The 17,516-nt window shown below is 71.1% G+C and carries 14 protein-coding genes and 2 pseudogenes; 5 read left to right on the top strand and 11 right to left on the bottom strand.

Annotated elements, in window-relative coordinates; all coding sequences use genetic code 11:
- Positions 1 to 17: 17 nt before the first annotated feature.
- The 6 genes and pseudogenes from CA12_RS11095 to CA12_RS11105 form a co-directional block, all read right to left on the bottom strand.
- On the bottom strand, positions 18 to 2,735 hold the full coding sequence (locus CA12_RS11095; protein WP_145359013.1) for an MGH1-like glycoside hydrolase domain-containing protein: 2,718 nt from the start codon (positions 2,733 to 2,735) through the stop codon (positions 18 to 20).
- Positions 2,736 to 2,911: 176 nt separating this feature from the next.
- Positions 2,912 to 3,727 (bottom strand): sensor histidine kinase, encoded by an 816-nt coding sequence (locus tag CA12_RS23235; RefSeq protein ID WP_390614139.1) that lies wholly within the window; start codon positions 3,725 to 3,727, stop codon positions 2,912 to 2,914.
- An 18-nt stretch (positions 3,728 to 3,745) separates the two neighbouring features.
- Positions 3,746 to 4,390, bottom strand: a pseudogene (locus CA12_RS23240) (GAF domain-containing protein); the annotation flags it as partial.
- Positions 4,391 to 4,414: 24 nt separating this feature from the next.
- Positions 4,415 to 4,669 (bottom strand): annotated as a pseudogene (locus CA12_RS23245) (FHA domain-containing protein); the annotation flags it as partial.
- Positions 4,670 to 4,763: 94 nt separating this feature from the next.
- The gene (locus CA12_RS22050) at positions 4,764 to 5,258 is read right to left on the bottom strand and encodes a hypothetical protein (protein WP_165700696.1); all 495 of its coding nucleotides are present in this window, start codon (positions 5,256 to 5,258) and stop codon (positions 4,764 to 4,766) included.
- Positions 5,259 to 5,422: 164 nt separating this feature from the next.
- Positions 5,423 to 6,031 carry a superoxide dismutase gene (locus CA12_RS11105; protein WP_145359015.1) on the bottom strand — a complete coding sequence of 203 codons (609 nt, stop codon included), beginning with the start codon at positions 6,029 to 6,031 and terminating at the stop codon, positions 5,423 to 5,425.
- Positions 6,032 to 6,199: 168 nt separating this feature from the next.
- Here CA12_RS11105 and CA12_RS11110 point away from each other — a divergent pair, with 168 nt between their 5' ends.
- From CA12_RS11110 to CA12_RS11120, 3 genes are all read left to right on the top strand, one after another.
- Complete coding sequence (locus CA12_RS11110) at positions 6,200 to 7,117, top strand: glycosyltransferase family 2 protein (RefSeq protein ID WP_242687847.1); 918 nt, start codon at positions 6,200 to 6,202, stop codon at positions 7,115 to 7,117.
- 67 nt (positions 7,118 to 7,184) lie between these two features.
- Entirely contained in the window at positions 7,185 to 8,912 is a 1,728-nt protein-coding gene (locus CA12_RS11115; protein WP_145359016.1) for a hypothetical protein, read from the top strand.
- A gap of 106 nt (positions 8,913 to 9,018) precedes the next feature.
- Complete coding sequence (locus CA12_RS11120) at positions 9,019 to 10,026, top strand: C-terminal binding protein (protein ID WP_145359017.1); 1,008 nt, start codon at positions 9,019 to 9,021, stop codon at positions 10,024 to 10,026.
- A 252-nt stretch (positions 10,027 to 10,278) separates the two neighbouring features.
- Here CA12_RS11120 and CA12_RS11125 read toward each other — a convergent pair whose 3' ends face one another.
- Entirely contained in the window at positions 10,279 to 10,458 is a 180-nt protein-coding gene (locus CA12_RS11125; RefSeq protein ID WP_145359018.1) for a hypothetical protein, read from the bottom strand.
- Between the two features lie 147 nt (positions 10,459 to 10,605).
- Positions 10,606 to 11,715, bottom strand: a complete 1,110-nt coding sequence (gene proB / locus CA12_RS11130; RefSeq protein WP_242687848.1) for a glutamate 5-kinase — start codon at positions 11,713 to 11,715, stop codon at positions 10,606 to 10,608.
- A gap of 267 nt (positions 11,716 to 11,982) precedes the next feature.
- Between proB and CA12_RS11135 the strand changes: the two genes are divergently transcribed.
- Together CA12_RS11135 and CA12_RS11140 are read left to right on the top strand one after the other, a co-directional pair.
- Positions 11,983 to 13,641 carry an amidophosphoribosyltransferase gene (locus CA12_RS11135; RefSeq protein WP_145359020.1) on the top strand — a complete coding sequence of 553 codons (1,659 nt, stop codon included), beginning with the start codon at positions 11,983 to 11,985 and terminating at the stop codon, positions 13,639 to 13,641.
- Between the two features lie 177 nt (positions 13,642 to 13,818).
- Positions 13,819 to 14,217: an acyl-CoA thioesterase gene (locus CA12_RS11140; protein ID WP_145359021.1), complete on the top strand. Its 399-nt coding sequence runs from the start codon at positions 13,819 to 13,821 to the stop codon at positions 14,215 to 14,217.
- On the opposite strand, the gene CA12_RS11145 is transcribed toward CA12_RS11140, so the two are convergent.
- The 3 genes from CA12_RS11145 to CA12_RS11155 all read right to left on the bottom strand — a co-directional run bounded on the left by CA12_RS11145 (position 14,180) and on the right by CA12_RS11155 (position 17,498).
- Positions 14,180 to 15,406 (bottom strand): hypothetical protein, encoded by a 1,227-nt coding sequence (locus CA12_RS11145; protein ID WP_145359022.1) that lies wholly within the window; start codon positions 15,404 to 15,406, stop codon positions 14,180 to 14,182. The two genes, CA12_RS11140 and CA12_RS11145, sit on opposite strands and share 38 nt — an antisense overlap.
- An 81-nt stretch (positions 15,407 to 15,487) precedes the next feature.
- Positions 15,488 to 16,903 (bottom strand): alkaline phosphatase family protein, encoded by a 1,416-nt coding sequence (locus CA12_RS11150; RefSeq protein WP_242687849.1) that lies wholly within the window; start codon positions 16,901 to 16,903, stop codon positions 15,488 to 15,490.
- Positions 16,896 to 17,498 carry a 3-keto-disaccharide hydrolase gene (locus CA12_RS11155; protein WP_145359023.1) on the bottom strand — a complete coding sequence of 201 codons (603 nt, stop codon included), beginning with the start codon at positions 17,496 to 17,498 and terminating at the stop codon, positions 16,896 to 16,898. Before CA12_RS11155 ends, CA12_RS11150 begins: the two co-directional genes overlap by 8 nt.
- Between the last annotated feature and the right edge of the window lie 18 nt (positions 17,499 to 17,516).

Below are 17,516 nucleotides of genomic sequence, written 5' to 3' on the forward strand. Positions count from 1 at the left end.
GCGATCGACTGAGCGACTTAGTTTTCCATCCCGGAGCCGAGATCGTCGGTCTGGTCGCGGCCGCCGACGTGCTCCAGCATGAAGCCGGCGAGGGCGGTCCAGCCGGTTTGATGACTGGTCCCGCAACCGCGGCCGTTGTCGCCGTCGAAGTACTCGTAAAACAGGATCAGATCCTGCCAAGCCGGGTCCTCCGCGTAGCGGACGTCCTCGCCGTGACAGGGGCGGCGGCCGTTCTCGTCCGGTTGGAAGAGGGAGATGAGCCGGCGTTCAAGTTCCTGGGCGACTTCGGCGAGCGTCATCATCGTGCCGCTGCCGGTGGGGCATTCGATCTGGAACTCGTCCCCGTAATAGCGGTGGAAGCGCTGGAGGGCCTCGATCAGCAGGAAGTTCAGCGGGAACCAGACCGGCCCCCGCCAATTGCTGTTGCCGCCGAACATCGACGTCCGGCTCTCGGCGGGCGTATAGCGGACCTCGTGGGTGGAGCCGTCGAGTTTGAAGACGTACGGCTCCTTGTCGTAGATCTTCGACATGCTCCGGACCCCGTAGGGGCTGAGGAACTCCTTTTCGTCGAGGACATAGGCGAGGATGCGCTCCAGCTTCTCCCGGGTGGGCACGCTGAGCAGTCGCAGGCCGTGCTCGCCCTCGGCGGCGTCCTGCTCCATATAGGCGAGGCCCTCGAGCATCTCCTTACGGTTCTTCAGGAACCACCGCATCCGCTTGCGGAAGTTCGGCAGGCGGTCGATCACCGCGTCTTCCAGCACGTCGACGGTAAAGAGCGGAATAATACCGACCATACTGCGGAGCTTCATCGTGAAGACCCGCTCCCCGCAGATGAGGCGGTCGTAATAAAACCCGTCCTCTTCGTCCCACAGGCCGGAGCCGCCGACGGTGTTCATCGCGTGGCCGATGGCGATGTAGTGCTCGAAGAACTTGCTGGCGACGTCGGCGTAGACCGGGTCTTCGCTGGCCAGTTCAAAAGCGATCGAGAGCATCGAGGCGCAATAGAACGCCATCCAGGCGGTGCCGTCGGCCTGCTCCAGGTGCCCGCCCTCGGGCAGGTTCTTGGAGCGGTCGAATACGCCGATATTATCGAGGCCCAGGAACCCGCCGCCGAACACGTTGCGGCCGGTGGGGTCCTTGCGGTTCACCCACCAGGTGAAGTTCATCAGCAGCTTCTGGAACGCCCGGGCGAGGAACGCGCGGTCGCGTTTGCCGGGCTCGCCGCTCATCTGATAAACCCGCCAAACGGCCCAGGCGTGGACCGGCGGATTGACGTCGCTGAAGTTCCATTCGTAGGCGGGGATCTGCCCGTTGGGGTGCATGTACCACTCCCGCAGGAACAGGATCAGTTGATCCCGGGCGAAGAACGGGTCGAGCTTCGCGAACGCCACGCAGTGGAACGCCGTATCCCAGGCGGCGAACCAGGGGTATTCCCAGGCGTCGGGCATCGTGAGGATGTCGCGGCTGAACAGATGCGTCCATTCGCTGTTCCGCCCGACCTTCCGCTTTTCCGCGGGCGCCGGTTGGGCCGGGTCGCCTTCCAGCCAGTCTTTGACGACGTAGTAATAAAACTGCTTCGTCCAAATCAGGCCGGCGTCCGCCTGCCGGCAGATCATGCGATCGCCGGCCTCCATGCCGGTGGGGTACTTGTCGTCGTAAAACTCGTCCGCCTCCGCGCGGCGGCGGTCGAACAACTCGTTGAAGGCCGGTCCGAAGGGCTCCGCGGGGCTTTCCTGCTCGTTGGAGAGCCGCAGTTCGACGACGGCCTCGCCGCCGCTTTTCACGCGGAGTTTATAGTGGGCGCCGGCCTTCGTGCCGGAGCGGGCCCGCTTTACGACGCCTTTTTCCGCGTGCACGATCAGGCGGTGGAACGCGTCTTTGCAAAACGGGTCCGGGTTGTCCGCGTTAAAGAGGGCGGCCCGGTTCGTTTCGTTGTCCGTGAACAGCCAGCGGGGCTTATTGCCCCGCATCCCGGGGCCGGCCCAGAAATTAAACGGCTCCAGGCTGGCGTGCTCCGTCCGCAGGCAGCCGGCGTTGCGGTCCAGGCGGATGTCCGGCCGCGGCCAGGCGCCCTCCTGACCGTCACGGCCCCAGCTCCAGGTGTTGCGGAACCAGAGCTGCGGGATGAGGTGCAGCGTATTGAGCGGCCCCTGATTCGTGATCGTCAGCCGAATGAGGATGTCGTTCGGACTGCCTTTGACGTACTCGCACAGCACGTCCCAGTGGCCGCGGTCGAAGGCGGAGGTGTCGGTCAGCTCGTATTCCGGCACGTCCCGGCCGCGGCGCCCGTTCTCCTCCAGCAGTTCCCGGTAGGGGAACGCGGCGTGCGGGTACTTATAGAGCGCCTTGCAGTACGACGCCGTGGGGGTGGCGTCGAGGTAGTAATAACACTCCTTCACGTCCTCCCCGTGGTTGCCCTCGCGGCCGTCGAGGCCGAACAGGCGCTCCTTGAGGATGCCGTCCTCCCCGTTCCAGAGGGCCACGCTGAAGCAGAGGCGGCATTCGCGGTCGGTCCAGCCCAGCAGACCGTCCTCCCCCCAGCGATAGGCCCGGCTGCGGGCGTGGTCGTGGGGGAGGTACTTCCAGGCGCTGCTGTCCGCGGAGTAATCCTCGCGGACGGTGCCCCACTGTCGTTCGGACAGGTAGGGACCCCACCGCTGCCAATTACTGCCGGGAACTCGGGCGACGGCGGCGGAGAGCCGCTGGCTTTCGACGGTTGTGCCGCTGGGCTGCATGCGGGGCGGGAGCGGTGGGAGCGGGCGTGGGGCGAGGCGGACGGGGCGGAATGGTAGCCCGGCTCCGCCCGTTCCCGAACCGCCCCGCAAAAGAGCCTCGCGGGACCGGCCGCTTTGCCCCCGCGCGCAGGGGCCGCGGACGGCGAGCGGAGGCGACGGAACCGCGGTTGCGGCGGTCAGTCGGCGCGGGTCTCGCCGACGGCGCGGTCGTCGTCGTGGCGGGGCCAGGCGAGGTGGAAGGTGGCGCCGTGGCCGTCCTCGCCGACGCCGCGGCTCTCCACGGTGATGTCCCCGCCGTGCTCCCGAAGGATCTTGCGGCTGACGGCCAGACCCAGCCCGGTGCCCTTGGAGCCCTTGCCGCTCTCGAACGGTTCGAAGATCGCCTCCGCCCGGTGGGGGGGCACGCCGGGGCCGTCGTCGGCGACGTTCACGCCCACGAAGTCCGATTCCGGCCAGTGGGCGGTGGCGATCCGCACCAGGCCGCCGGTGCCCCCGCGGGCGTCGCGGCCCTCGGCGGCGGCGTCCACGGCGTTCAGGGCGACGTTCAGCACGGCCCGGTGCATGGCGTCGGCGTCGAACCAGGCCGGGGGCACGGCGGCGGCGTCCAGTTCGACCGAGACCCCCACCTCCGCCGCCCGGGCCCGGGCCAGACCGACGGCGTCGGCGACGGTCGCGGCGACGTCGCCCCGCTCCAACTCCGGCCGGCGATCCTTGCCGAACGTCAGCATGTCCGTGACGAGGTGCAGAATCCGCTGCTGGTTCCGCTCCACGATCTCCCAACCCTGCCGGGCGAGGTCCTCGTCGTGGCGGTCCAGGCCCGTCTTCACCAGGTGCCCGCCCCCGCCGAGGCCCTGCAGGATGTTCTTGATGTGGTGGGACAGGGCGGAGATCGTCTGCCCGACCGCCGCCAGCCGTTCGGCCCGCACCAGCGCCGACTGATAGCGGACCGCCTCCACCGCCAGCGCCGCCTGCCGGCCGACGGCCAGCAGCATGTGGAGATGGTCGTCGGTGAACCGTTCCGGCAGCGGGTTGAGGATGCTGGAGCCGACGTCGACGGTGGTGTCGAGGTACATCACCCCCTCCACGTCGTCCCGGCCGCGCAGGGGCACGCAGAGGGCCTCCCGCACGCCGGCGGCCATGATGCTCTGGGTCGGGTCGAACCGGGAGTCGTGGGCGGCGTTGCCAGTCCGCAGCGCCCGGCCGGTGCTGAGGACGTGATCGGCGATCGACCGGCTGACCGGCATCGGCCGTCCGCTGGCGCCGAGCGAACCGCCGTTCAGACCGCCCACGGCGTCGCTGCGGGCGTGATCCCGGTCGCGGCGGGCGGCGGGGCGAAGGTGGCCCTCGGAGTCGGTCAGCAGCACGCAGCCGCGTTCCGCCCCGACGGCCTCCAAGGCCAGATCGAGTAGGCGGCCGAGCAGTTGCTCCGTGTTGAGCGTCGGGCGGACGGCCTCCTCGGTGACGCGGTAGAGCACCTGCAGGGTGGTCGCGGCGTTGCCGACCGGCGTCGCGGCCCGCCGCCCGGGGCTGGGCGGCAGCACGGAGAGCGTCGCGCCGGCCGGGTCGTCCCCGGCGGAGCCGACGAGGCTCACTCCGGCCCGGGAATCGTTGGAGGAAGGCTCCGAGAACAGCAGCGTCGTTCGGCCGACCTGCACGCGGTCGCCGTCGGCGAGGCGGGCGGGGCCCTTCAGCTTCGTCCCGTTCAGGAGCGTGCCGTTGGAACTGCCGATGTCGGACAGTTCATAGCGGGCGTCACCGCAACGAATGACGGCGTGCCGGCGGGAGACCTCCGTATCCCGCAGCCGCACCGGGTTCGCCGTCCCGCGGCCGATGCCGATCGGCACGGACTCCACGGCGGAATGGTCCGCGGTCGGCAGGGTAAACCGACGCCCGGCGTCCGGCCCGACGGTCACCAGCAGCGTACCGACAGTCACCGGGGCATCGGATTGTCGGGGGGAGGGGGCGGGGGGGCGTGTCGCGGAGCGACGAGCGGCCGTCTTGGCCGACTCGTAATGATAGCCGATCGCGCTACGCCAGCGGACCCTCCAGCGCCGCCGGATCGTCCGGCGGGGGGGCGTTCGCGTCCGGGGACGCCGATTCGGACGGGAGAAGCGGTTCGGTAACCTCTCCCTCCGGCGCCGTCTGATCGGGCGCCGCGTCGCCCGGCGCCGTCTGGCCGGGGGGGCCGGAGGTGGGGAATCCCGGCGGGGGCCCGGCGCCCTGCTGCACACGGCGGCCCGGGGGCAGCGCGCCGCCGGGTTCGATCGTCAGCGGGACCGCGAAGGGGCCGGCCGGGGCGGCGGCGGGGCCGCGGCCCATCCGGGAGAGGGCTTCGCGGTCCGTCGGCCCGGCGGGCACCTCGCCGGCCACCACAAGGTTGAAGCGGTAGGTCCCGCTGAACCCCATCGGCAGATCGTAATCCGGCCGCGGCGAGATGTGCCGGTGCAGACCGCAGCCGCACAGCGTCGTCGCGGCCGCGGCGACGGTCAGGGCGAGCGGTGCGAATCGTGGCGGAAACCTCACCCCCAACGCATCGGCCCGCACGACCCGCGCACGCCGGTCCGGGCTCGGCGGCACCGAACCGGGAAGGGCGGGGGGCCGTGCGGGTCGTGCCGACGGCGCGGGCGGTCACGGACCGAAACCTTCAGAAATCGGAGGTTCAGCGACCGGGGCTCAACAAGCAGGACTCAGCCCTTGGCGTCGGCGTAGCGGCGGGAGACCTCGTCCCAGTTCACCACGTTCCAGAAGCTGGAAATGTAGTCCGGCCGCTTGTTCTGGTACTTCAGGTAGTAGGCGTGCTCCCAGACGTCCAGGCCGAAGATCGGCGTGCGGCCTTCCATCAGGGGGTTGTCCTGGTTGGGGGTGCTCTCCACCTTCAGCTTGCCGCCGTCGACGGACAGCCAGGCCCAGCCGGAGCCGAAGCGCGTCGCCGCGGCGCTCTCGAATTGCTCCTTGAACGCGGCGAAGCTGCCGAAGGCGGAATCGATCGCGGAGGCCAGTTCCCCGCTCGGCTCGCCGCCGCCGCCCGGCTTCATGATCGTCCAGAACAGGCTGTGGTTGGCGTGCCCGCCCCCATTGTTGCGGACGGCGGTCTGCTTGTCGGCCGGAACCTGGGAGAGGTTGGCGATCAGTTGTTCGACCGGCTGGCTGTCCAAGCCGGTGCCTTCCACGGCGGCGTTCAGCTTGGAGACGTACCCGGCGTGGTGCTTGTCGTGATGGATCTCCATCGTCTGGGCGTCGATGTTCGGCTCCAGCGCGTTGAACGCGTAGGGGAGATCGGGGGTCGTATAGGCCATGAGATTTCTCGAACGTGAGGGGACGAATCCGTAGCCCTGCATTGTGGAAGCCGCCCTCCGGACGAACAACCGCACCATCCGGTCGCGTCGGCGGAACCGGGCTCATCACTGTCCTTCTCCCCGCACGCGTCGGGGGGTTCTCCCCACCCCCCGCGGCGGATCGGGGGCGTGGTCGGGCTTCACGGAGGCTTTACACTTCCGATCCGTCTGCCGCCTGCCGCCCCGCCCGCCCTCCGCGGCGGCGCCCTCCCGTCCGCGAGCGTTCCCGTTTCGTCCTCCCCCCGCACGCTGACCACCCTGCCGGTCTACAACGAGGTCACCCACTTGCGCCCCGTGCTGGGCGAGGTGCTACGCTACGCCGACGCGATTCTCGCGGTGGACGACGGCTCTACCGACGGCAGCGGACCGCTGCTGGACGAACTGGCGGAGGAGTGGGCCGAGGAAGAAGGGTGCTGCGAACTGGTCGTCCTGCACCAGCCGGAGAACCGCGGCTACGGGGCCGCCCTGGTCGCCGCTTTCGACGCCGCGGTGGAGCTCGGTTACGACCGGCTCGTCACGATCGACTGCGACGGCCAGCACCAGCCGGCGCTGATCCCGGCCCTCGCCGCGGCGCTGGACGGTGACGGAAAACATGTGTCCGGGCCGGTCGACATGGTCTCCGGCAGCCGGTACGCCGCGGAGTTCGCCGGCGACAGCGACGCCCCGGAGGACCGCCGGGCCATCAATCGGCTCGTCACCCGCTTCCTGAACGAACGGTTGGGCGCGGCGTGGGACGTGACGCTCACGGACGCCTTCTGCGGGTTCAAATCGTACCGGGTCGAGGCGTTGAAGAAGCTGGCGATCACGGACCCGGGTTACGCCATGCCGCTGCAACTTTGGGTGCAGGCCGCCGCCGCGGGGCTGAAGATCGCGGAATACCCGGTGCCGCGCGTGTATCTTGAGGAGGAACGCAGCTTCGGCGGGTCGTTGGACAAATCGGAGGCCCGGCTGGCCCACTACCGCGACGTGCTCTCGGCGGAACTGGCCCGGCATTCGCAGTTGCCGAGCGAGCCGGACACCGCGTCGTTCCTCGTGCTGCCAGGTTAGCCGTCCTCGCCGCGTGAGCCGTCCTCTTGAAGAGGACGGCTAACGCCCACCCCTGATCCCCTCGCCCGTGAAATCCGCCCTGACCGCCGCCGGCCCCGCCACCGCCGCTGATTTCCTCGGGCCGGGCGCCCCCTCGCTGCGGGTGCCGCGGGAGGATCGGGCGATCCTGTCCGTGCCGGGGCTGAACGCCCTGCCAGGACTGGCGGGGGCGAACGCGGCCGCTGTTGCGGAGGGCTCGGCCGCCGCCGGGCTGGACCTGCAGGGCCGACCGCTGGGGGCGCTGCGGGACTGGACGCGGCAGACGATCCTGCCGGCGGCGGCGACCTACACCCGCTCGCTGGGCGTGACGGTCGACGACCCGGACCCCGCCGCCCCGCTGATCGCCGGCGGGCACCAGCCGGAGCTGTTTCACCCCGGCGTGTGGGCGAAGAACTTCGCCCTGGGCCGCGTCGCTCGGCAGCTGTCCTCCCCGGGCAGCCGCGGCACGGCGCTGAACCTCGTGATCGACTCCGACCTGCTGCCCGGCACGCGGGTGCGGGTGCCGGCCGGCACCCGGCGCTCGCCGGGGGTAGAGTCCGTGCCGTTCGATTCGGACCGCTCCCCCCGCCCGTGGAGCAAAGCGGCGGTCCGCGACCCGATTCTGTTCGACTCCTTCGGCCTGCGGCTCGCCGAGAAGCTGGAGCCGTTCGGGCTGCGGCCGCTCGCCGCCGATCATTGGGTGAAGGCCTGCTGCGGCGACCGGCTGGCCCACCGGCTGACGGCCTTCCGGCGGGGCGTGGAGGGGGAATGGGGGCTGTCTAACCTGGAGATCCCCATCGGGCAGGTCTGCGAATCGGAGCCCTTCCTCTGGTTTGCCGGCCACCTGATCGCCCACGCGGCCCGGCTGCGGGAGGATCACAACGCCGCCCTGGACGACTACCGCGACCAAGCCGGGGTGAAGGCGGAGAACCGCCCGGTCCCGCCGCTCTCCCGGGTCGCTTCCAAGGCCGCCGGCGAAGCGATCGAGCTGCCGTTCTGGGTTTGGGACGACACGAATCCGACCCGCCGCCGCGTGTTCGTCCGACAGGTCGGCCGGTATCGGATGGCGCTGTCCGACGGGGCGCCCGGGGAGGGGGAGGACTTCGCGGAGTTCCCGCTCTCCGAGACCATGGACGCCTGCTGCGTCGTTGAGGAGTTGAAGAAGCTCCCCGCCCGCGGCGTGCGGCTGCGGACCCGGGCCCTGGCGACGACGCTGTTCGCCCGGTTGTGCTTGGGCGACCTGTTCCTGCACGGCATCGGCGGGGCGACCTACGACGCGGTCACGGACGGCATCGTCCGCCGATTCTTCGGGATCGAACCGCCCGCCTACGCCGCGGTCTCCGCCACCGTGCACCTGCCGTTCGCCCAATCCTTCGGGGCGGACCCGGCGGGCGTGGGCGCGTTGGAACGCCGGCTGCGCGACCTGCGGTTCAACCCGGACCGCCATCTGCCGACCCCGCCGGCCGCCGCCGAGGGGCTGATCGACCGCAAGGAGGCGTTGATCGCGGAGCAGCGGGACGCGGCCGTCCACGGTCTGACCCGCTCCGAGCGGCGAGCCCGCACCGCCGCCAACGCCGCCCGCCGGGAGGCATTGAACGAGGTGAACGCCGCCCTGGGCCGGTTCGTCGCCGACCGGGCCGCCGCCGCCCGGGCGGAACTGGCGGATCTGGAGGAGCGGCTGGCCGCCGACAAACTGCTGACCAGCCGCGAGTTCAGCTTCGCCGTCTTCCCCGAGGACGTGCTGCGGCCGTTCCTCACGGGCATCCTCAACGGTTGACCCGCTCCGCCGTTGGAACCGCGACCGTCAGGGAGCCGGCCCCTGCGGCGCGGTCCCGCGGAGAGCCGGCTCCCTGACGGTCGCGGTTCCAGTCCCCTCTCGCGCCATGCCCGATCGCGTTCTCATCGTCGACGTCCCCTGGGACGATCTCTCCCTGGAACGGGCCGAGCTGGAGAAGGTCGGGGCGGAGTTGGTGCGGGCCTCGGCGAACGACCCGGCGACGCTTGCGCGGGAGATCGTCGGTTGCTCCGCCCTACTGACCGACTGGACGCCGATCCCCGCCGCCGTGCTGGAGGCGGGGGGCGACAGGGACGGCCCGCTGCGGCTGGTCGCCCGGATGGGGACGGGGGTGGATCACATCGACCTCGCCGCCGCCGCCCGGCTGGGCATCCCGGTGACGCGGCTGCCGGATTACTGCGTGGAGGAGGTCGCCGACCACACGCTCGCCCTGCTGCTGGCGATCCGCCGGCGAGTCGTCGAGGACGCCGCCGCGGTCCGGCGGGGCGAGTGGGAGGAGGTGCACGTCGGCGACCTGCGGCGGTTGCGGGGCAATGTGTTGGGGCTAATCGGCTTCGGCCGCACTGCCGCCGCGGTGCGGGAGCGGGCGCTGCCGTTCGGGTTCACGGTCCTCGGCGAGAACCGCACGGGGGATGACCGCGGCACCGGCTGCGAGATGGTCGCGCGGGCGGAGTTGCTGGAACGCAGCGACGTGGTTTCGCTGCACGCCCCGCTGTCGGCGGAGACCGCCCGAATGGTCGACGCCGCCTTCCTCGCCCGGATGAAGCCGGGGGCCGTGCTGCTGAACGTGGCCCGCGGCGGGCTGATCGACGCCGATGCCGTCCTCGCCGCATTGGAGAGCGGCCGGCTGGCGGCGGTGGGGCTGGACGTGTTCGAGTCGGAACCGCCGGGGGAACGCCCCGAAGATTGGCACCCGCTGGTCCGGCATCCGCGGGCGATCGTCACGCCGCACACCGCGTTTCTCAGCCGGGAGAGCCTCGTCGAGATTCGCGCCCGCCCCGCCCGCCAGGTCGCCGACGCCCTCGCCGGCCGCCGGCCGGAGCATCTGGTCGACCCGACGGTGTGGGAGCGGCGCGAGACGACCCGGCGGAGCTGAACCGAAACGCGTGGAAGACCGATTTCTCCCCTCTCCCTTAAGGGAGAGGGGCCGAGGGTGAGGGGGCAGCACGGTTAACCCGCCATCGCTCTTCTCACCCGCCTTCGCTCTTCGCAGCGGAGACCCGGAGGCGGGAGAGGGAACGGACCCTGAACGGCGAGCGGGCGCCGCGGCCCCCTCACCCCCGACCCCTCTCCCCCAAAAGGGGGCGAGGGGAGAGAGCGGGGACGGAACTTCGGCCCGCCGCTCGCCCTACCCCCCGTAGGCTTTCACGCCGCTCTTGAGGGCCAGCCAGCCGATGCCGATGACCGTCAGGCAGAGGATGATATACCCGACCGGCGTGATGTTGATCCACAGTTCGTAGACCCAGTTCGCGTACCAGGCCGCGTACCAGCGGACGCTGTCCCACAGTGAGTTGAGGAGGGTCGACATCGGGCCGGGCGGCGGGGGGAGAACGCGGGTCGCCGAAACCCTGCGTCACGCCGCGGCGGGCCGCGGGGCGGCGCGACCCCGCCGCCGCGTTCCCGCCGTTGCCGTTTCGCCACACGCCGGCGCCGTCGGACGCTGGCGGGCGGCCGCTCACCCCGCGGCGGGGCGGGTGAGGGTCAGGTTGTCGCGGTGGATGACCGTCACGTCCGGTACCCCGCCGAGCAGTTCGGCAATGGCGTCGGTGCGGCGGCCGGCGACCCGGCGGAGTTCGTTCGAGGAATAGTTCGACAAGCCCCGGGCGAACTCCTTGCCGCCCGGCGTGAGCACCCGCACCGGGCCGCCGCGGGGGAAGTCGCCGGCGACGGCGCTCACGCCGATCGGCAGCAGGCTGCGGCCACGTTCGTTCAGGGCGCGGACGGCGCCGAAATCGACGGTGATCTCGCCGGCGGGCAGCAGGGTGAAGCCGATCCACCGCTTCCAGGCGGTGGGGGCGTCCGGCTCGCCGCGGATCAGCGTGCCGACCGGCTGGCCGTCGACGATGCGATCGAGCACGTCGTCGTCGCGGCCGTCGGCGAGGATCGTGTCCACCCCCGCCGCCGCCGCGTCCCGGACGGCTTCGAGCTTTGAGGCCATCCCCCCAGTGCCCAGCCGCGTGCCGGTGCTGCGGGCCAGGCGGAACAGCCCGTCGTCCCAGCGTTCGATCAGGGAGATGACCTTCCCGCCCTGCTCCGGGTCGCCGTCGCACAGGCCCGGGGCGCTCGTCAGGATCACCAACAGCGGGGCCGGCACCAGGCCGGCGGTCATCACGGCGAGGCGGTCGTTGTCGCCGAGCGAAATCTCCGCGGTGGAGACGGTGTCGTTCTCGTTGACGATCGGGACCGCGGCGAATTCCCGCAGGGTCGCCAGCGTGTTGCGGGCGTTCAGGTAGCGGGTGCGATCGCGGAAGTCGTCCGCCCCCAGCAAAATCTGCGCGGCCCGCAGGCCGTGGCTGCGGAGCGACTCGTCGTACCAGCGGATCAGCCGCGCCTGTCCGGCGGCGGCGGCGGCCTGCAGGTGGGCGAGGTCCGTGGGGCGGCGGTCCAGCCCCAACAGGTCCAGCCCGGCGCCGACCGCCCCGCTGCTGACCAGCACCACCCCGCGCTCCGGCGTGCGGGCGCGGGCGATCTGGGCGGACAGCGAGGCGATGCGGTCGCGGTTCGGGCGGCCGTCGGGGCCGCTGAGCACATTGGTGCCGACTTTCACCACCAACGTCCGTTTCACCCGTTCGAAGTCGTCGGCGACGAACTCCTGGGCGAGCCGGGCGTGCGGTTCCGCCGTGGACGGCGGGGTGCGATCGGCGGGGGAAGCGAACGGTTGGACGATGACGGAACGCGGGGTTCGAGGGGAAGGGAGGCGGGCGATGCGAACGGTCGTCGCGGGAGCGGCGGCCGGCGGATGACCGGGGAGGCCGTCCGCGGTAGAATAGCGTCCGGCCCGCCCGGTCCCGCGCTCCCTCTCCACGACCCGCCTCGGGCGGATCCCTTCCCCATGGCGGAACTGCATCACGAGTGCGGCGTCGCCGCCGTCTATCACCTTCCCCCGGAGTCGGAACCGGGCGACGGTCCCGCGGACTGGCATCGCTCCGGAGACCCGGGCCCCAGCCCGCTGGCGCCCCGCGTCAATAAGGTCCCCCGGCCGGATCAGACCAGCCGGCTGATCCCCCGCGTGCTGTTGGATATCCAGAACCGCGGGCAACTCGCCGCGGGGATGACTTCCTTCGACCCGAAGCGGCCGGAGGTACTCTCCACGCTGCGGGGCGTCGGCAGCGTCACCGAGGTCTTTCGGCTGAACCGGGAGCCGAAGTACCAGGCCTTGATGAACCAGCACGGCGGCGCCGCGGCGATCGGCCACGTGCGGTACGCCACCTGCGGCCCGGAGGACCCGAACTACGCCCAGCCGTTCGAGCGCCGCCACCTCGAACTGCGCAAGTGGTTCGCGTTCGGCTTCAACGGGCAGTTGGCGAACTACACGGAGCTCCGCGACGAAATTCTCGCCGCCGGCGATCGGCACCTCTCCCGGGAGACCGATACCGAGATCCTGCTCCACCTCTTCTCCAAAGAACTCTCCGCGGACCCCCACTGCTCCCCCGCGGAGCTGATGTCCCGCGTCGGGCGGCACCTGGACGGGGCGTACAACGTCGTGTTCCTGAACGCCCGCGGCGAGATGTTCGCCGCCCGCGATCCGCTGGGCATCCGGCCGCTCTGCTGGGCCCGGGAAGGCCGCATGTTCGCAGTCGCCAGCGAGTCGGTCGCCCTGGCGAACCTCGGGTTCCGGCACGAAAGCATCCGCGACGTCGAACCCGGCACGGTGGTCAGCGTGCGCAACGGGCGGGTCGAAGTCGAACAGTTCGCCGCCCCCCCCGCCGAGGAGGACCGCCAGACGGCCCACTGCTTCTTCGAGTGGATCTACTTCGCGAACGTCGCCAGCAAGATGGACGACCGCGACGTCTACTCCGTCCGCAAGCACCTGGGCGAGGCGCTGGCCCGGCAGGAAGAGTTGCTGATGGACGAGGACACGATCGTCGTCCCGGTCCCCGACACCGCCAAGGCCGCCGCGGACGCGATGGCCTACGGCCTCGGCGTGCCCTGTTTGGAAGGGCTGCTGCGGAACCGTTACGTCGGCCGGACCTTCATCGAGGGCGGCAACCGGGCGGACAAGGCCCGCCTGAAATACACCCCGCTGCCGGAAGTGCTCGCGGGGAAAAAGGTGTTGCTCGTCGAGGACACGATCGTCCGCAGCACCACGATGCGGGCGCTGATCGACCAGCTCCGCGAGCGCGGCCGGGCCGCCGAGGTCCATGTGCGGGTCGCCTGTCCGCCGATCGTCGCCCCCTGCTTTTACGGGATCGACATGAGCACCGTGCAGGAGCTGTTCGCCCCGCGGTACCTCGAGCGCCCCGGCGAACCGCCGCGGGAGTTGGACGCGGAGGTCGAACGGGCGATGGCGGACGAACTGGGGGCCGATTCGCTGCGGTATCTGCCGGTCGCCAGCATCGCCGAGGCGGTGCAGATGGCCCGGACGAGCCTCTGCCAGGCCTGCATCGACCGCCGCTACCCGACCCCGCAGGGCCGCAAGCTGTACCAGTTGGCGCTCGCCCCCAACTCCGGCGACGGCCGCACCTACGCCCAGGCCACGCAGGTCTCGTAGGGGCTCCGGCCATCGCATCTCCCGAGAGTTCGGCTGAGAGATGCGGGTCCTTCGAACGCTTGCGGTTTCGCGGCGCCGGAGAACCCTCGACCCCCGCGAAGCCGCAAGCGACTCATCAACCCCGAGCGAGCGCAACGGTTTGCCCGGCGATCAGCGACCCGTCCCCGCATCCCGTCTATGAACCGCTCCCACACCACCGAGATCCGCGTTCGCTACGCCGAGACGGATGCGATGGGCGTGCTTCATCACGCCGGCTACCTGATCTACTTCGAAATCGGCCGCACCGAAGCCCTCCGCGAGGACGGCGGCAGCTACGCGGACGTGGAGAAGGCCGGGCGGTTTCTGGTCGTGGTCGAAGCGAACGTGAAGTACCGCAGCCCGGCCCGCTACGACGATCTGCTGACGCTCGTCACCACCGTCTCCCGCGTCACCCCGGCGAAGCTGGAACACGAATACGAACTGCGACGGGGCGAAAAGCTCATCGCTACCGGGCATACGGTGCTGGCCTGCGTGGACGCCGAGGGGAAGGTGCACCGCGTCAGCGACGCGCTGCCCGCCCTGGCCGAGTTGATGTAGCGGCCCCGGCCCGGTTCGCCCCGGAGCGGGCGAGGCGGGATGCGGCGAACCGCGGGGCGCCGGGGCGGGCGCCGGTTTCGCCGGCGGCGTCGCGGAGGGCGGCGGCGGCGGCGGCCCGCACGGCGCCGCTTTCATGGGACGACAGCGCCAGCAACCGCCGCGGCCAGCCCGGCACGCGATGAATGACCAGCAGTTCCGTCGCCCAGGCTACCACGTCCACGTCCGACGAGGCTAGGGCCGCGTTCAGCGTGTCCCAGCGGGCGTCCGCCGGGAGTTCGCGGAGCACCGGCTCCGCCGCCCGCCGGGCCGCCGCGGCGCCGTGGGCGATCAACCACAGCCGCACCGCCCGCCGGCTCCGGCCCCCTTCGCAGACGCGGTCGGCCAACTCCTCGATCGCCGTTTGCAGGCAGGGGGGAACCGCGTTCAGCACGCCCTCCGGCTCGCCGAGCCAAGCCAGCGGGGGGAGCCCCGGCAGGGCGCCGGCACCGGCCCGGGCGACGGTTTTCAGCAGGGGGATGAGGAAGCCGGGGTCCGTTCGCCCCGCCGCCCGCAGCGCGGCCCGCGGCGGGCGCCGCAGGCTCACCAGGCCGAGCAGCGTGCGAATCACGCCCGGATGGGCGTTCGTCTCCAGCGCCGCGGTCAGCTTCGGTCCGGCGGCCGGATCGGCGGAGACGGCGGCGAGTTCCTCGTCCCCCGCGGACGCCGCGATCGCCAGCCAGCCCGCCGCCGCGTCCGACCGCGGCCCGTCGGTCACGAGGTGCGCTGCCAGCGCGGCGACGAAGGCCCGCCGGCCCGCTTCGTCGCCGGCGCCGGCCCGCACCGCGGCGTCCGCCGCCTCCGCCAGGGCGACCGCCGCCGTCTCCGCGGCGTCGCGGACCTCCGGGCGTTCGTCGGACAGGGCGTTCAGCACCGCCGGCCCCTCGGCCAGCAGACCGGCGTCCGCGACGAGCCGCAGCCCGTCCACCCGCACCGCGGCGTCGGGGTGACGCCAGACGAGCCGCAACAGCGTCCGCCAACCGCGGGCCGCCGTCAGCAGTTCCGCGTGGGCGGCGTCGGACAGGGCGTCGCGGCCGCGAATCAGCTCCAGCCGTTCGCGATTCGTGCCGTCCTCCAGCGCCCGGGCGACGTCCGGCGGGACCTCGGGGGCGTCCTCCGGCGCAACGTCGACGGCCGGGGGCGGGGCGGGCATATCCGCCAGATCGGCGCCCGCCGCCCCGCCGGATCATCCGACGACCCGCGACCCGCAGGGTCGCACCCCGGTCCCGCCGCCTCAGTCCACCTGCGTCAGGCTGCGGAGCACGAGGTCGGGGATCTCCGCGTGCGTCGCCGGCCCGCCGGCGGGGCGGAGTTCCGGGTCAGAGATCAGCAGGACGGTGTCCGTGCCTTCCCCGCCGCCGGTCGCCCGGGTCAGGCCATGCGAACCCTTCACCAGCGTGGCGTCCAGCGGGGTCTCGCGGGTGCCAGGCTTGAGGAACATCTCCACCGGGTCGTAACCCGGCTTGCGGTGGATGTCGACGGTGCGGGCGAACGGCGGGGCCTTGGCGTCATCGGTCCACCAGTAATAGGCGAACCAGCGATCCGGCTCCGACGTCAGCACCAGATCCCCGGCCCGTGGGTGATCCATGCCGATCTCGGCCCGATGCTCACCGATGTAGACCTGACTGATCCCCGCCGTGGTCCCCAGTGCCTCACGGGCGTAGTTCACGTCCGCTTCGTTCGACGGGTCACGGAGGTAGACGTGCGCGAATTGGTGATCGCAAACCGCGAACGCCTGAGTCGCGGATGGATCGAAGTGCTCCTGCCCGTCCTTCTCGATCGGAGTGAACAGCCCCGCCTCCCGCAGGACCCGGTTCGGATAAACCGGGCCGCTGACCGGGGTGATCGCGTACTCCCCGGCGACGATCCAGGTGCACGGGTCCCCGGCGAAGGCCTCTTCGAGGCCGTTGGCCAGTGAGCCGATCACCGCGTCCAACTCGCCGACGGCACGCTCGTGCTCGGCGCTGTCCGGGCCGAACTTCTGGGCGGCGTAATCGAGGTGCGGCAGGTAGACAAACGCGAACCGCGTGGGGTGCGACTTCTGGGCCAGCACGGCGGAGTCCGCGATCCACTGCGAACTCTTCACGGCCGACAGCGGCCCCCAGAAGTTCATCAGCGGGAAGTGGCCCAGTTCCTCCTTCAACTCGCCGTACAGCTCCGTCGGCTTGGTGTAGCACCAGAGCGATTCGGAGCCGTCCGGGTTGTGAATGGGGGCCGGGGTGCAGATCGTCTCCGCGTTCGCCCCCTTGGCCGGCATGGGGAACCAGACGGCGCTGGTGAGGGCCGGGTCGGCGTCGCGCAGCCAGTCCCACACCCGCGGCGCCTGCACAGCGGCGTCCCAGGCGGTCCACAGTTCGACGGTGCCCGGGCGGGAGCGCTCCGGCACTTCGGAGCCCTCGCGCCAGTAGAACCCGTTGGCGATCACACCGTGCTCGGACGGGCCGACGCCGGTCGTCAGGGCGGCGTGCACCGGGCAGGTGACCGCCGGGAACTCCGGCTCCAGCGGCACCGTGACGCCCGATTCCATCAGCGCCAGCAGACGCGGCATCCCCGCCAGGTCCCGCTCCCGCAGGCCCGGAATCGACAGGACGACGCACCGTTTGCCGATCGACCGGCCGGCGGCGTTCCCCGGGTTGGTTCCGTCACTCACCGGAGAGATCCTTGTACTTCAGATTGCGAAAGTAGACGACGCTGTTCGGGTCGTGGGCCTGCAGGGCGATCACGCCCTTGCCCAGCTTGCGGGAGATCGAGACGCCGGGCGGCTCGACGAACTCGTACAGCAGTTCGTCGTTGATCGAGACCCGCACCTTGTCGCCGCGGACTTCGATCCGCTGCGTGTACCACTCGCCGTCCTTCACGCCGGCGTCGAACCGCTTGACGGTGTTGTACAGCGAGCCGGACTTCACCGGGTCGCCGTGGGAGACGTTCACCTGCACCTCGTAGCCCTGCTCCGGCCAGCCTTCGTCCTGGTACTTCGTGCAGATGAAAATGCCGGAGTTGCTGCCGGGGGTGGTCTTCACCTCGGTCTCAAAGACGAAGTTCCGCAGTTCCTTGTTGTGGAACAGGTGAGAGCGGTTCCCGCTGACCTTGATCGCCCCGTCCTCGACGGCCCAGGCGCCGTCCTCGTTGATCTTCCAGCCGTCGAGGGACTTGCCGTCGAACATGGAGACCCAGCCGTCGTCGGAGGTCTCCGTTTGAACCGGGGCGGCCGCGCAAAGGGCCAGGCAGAGGGCGAGCGACGTCATTGGGGGCAGGGCCTGAGG

Source organism: Alienimonas californiensis, assembly GCF_007743815.1.
Lineage (GTDB): Bacteria > Planctomycetota > Planctomycetia > Planctomycetales > Planctomycetaceae > Alienimonas > Alienimonas californiensis.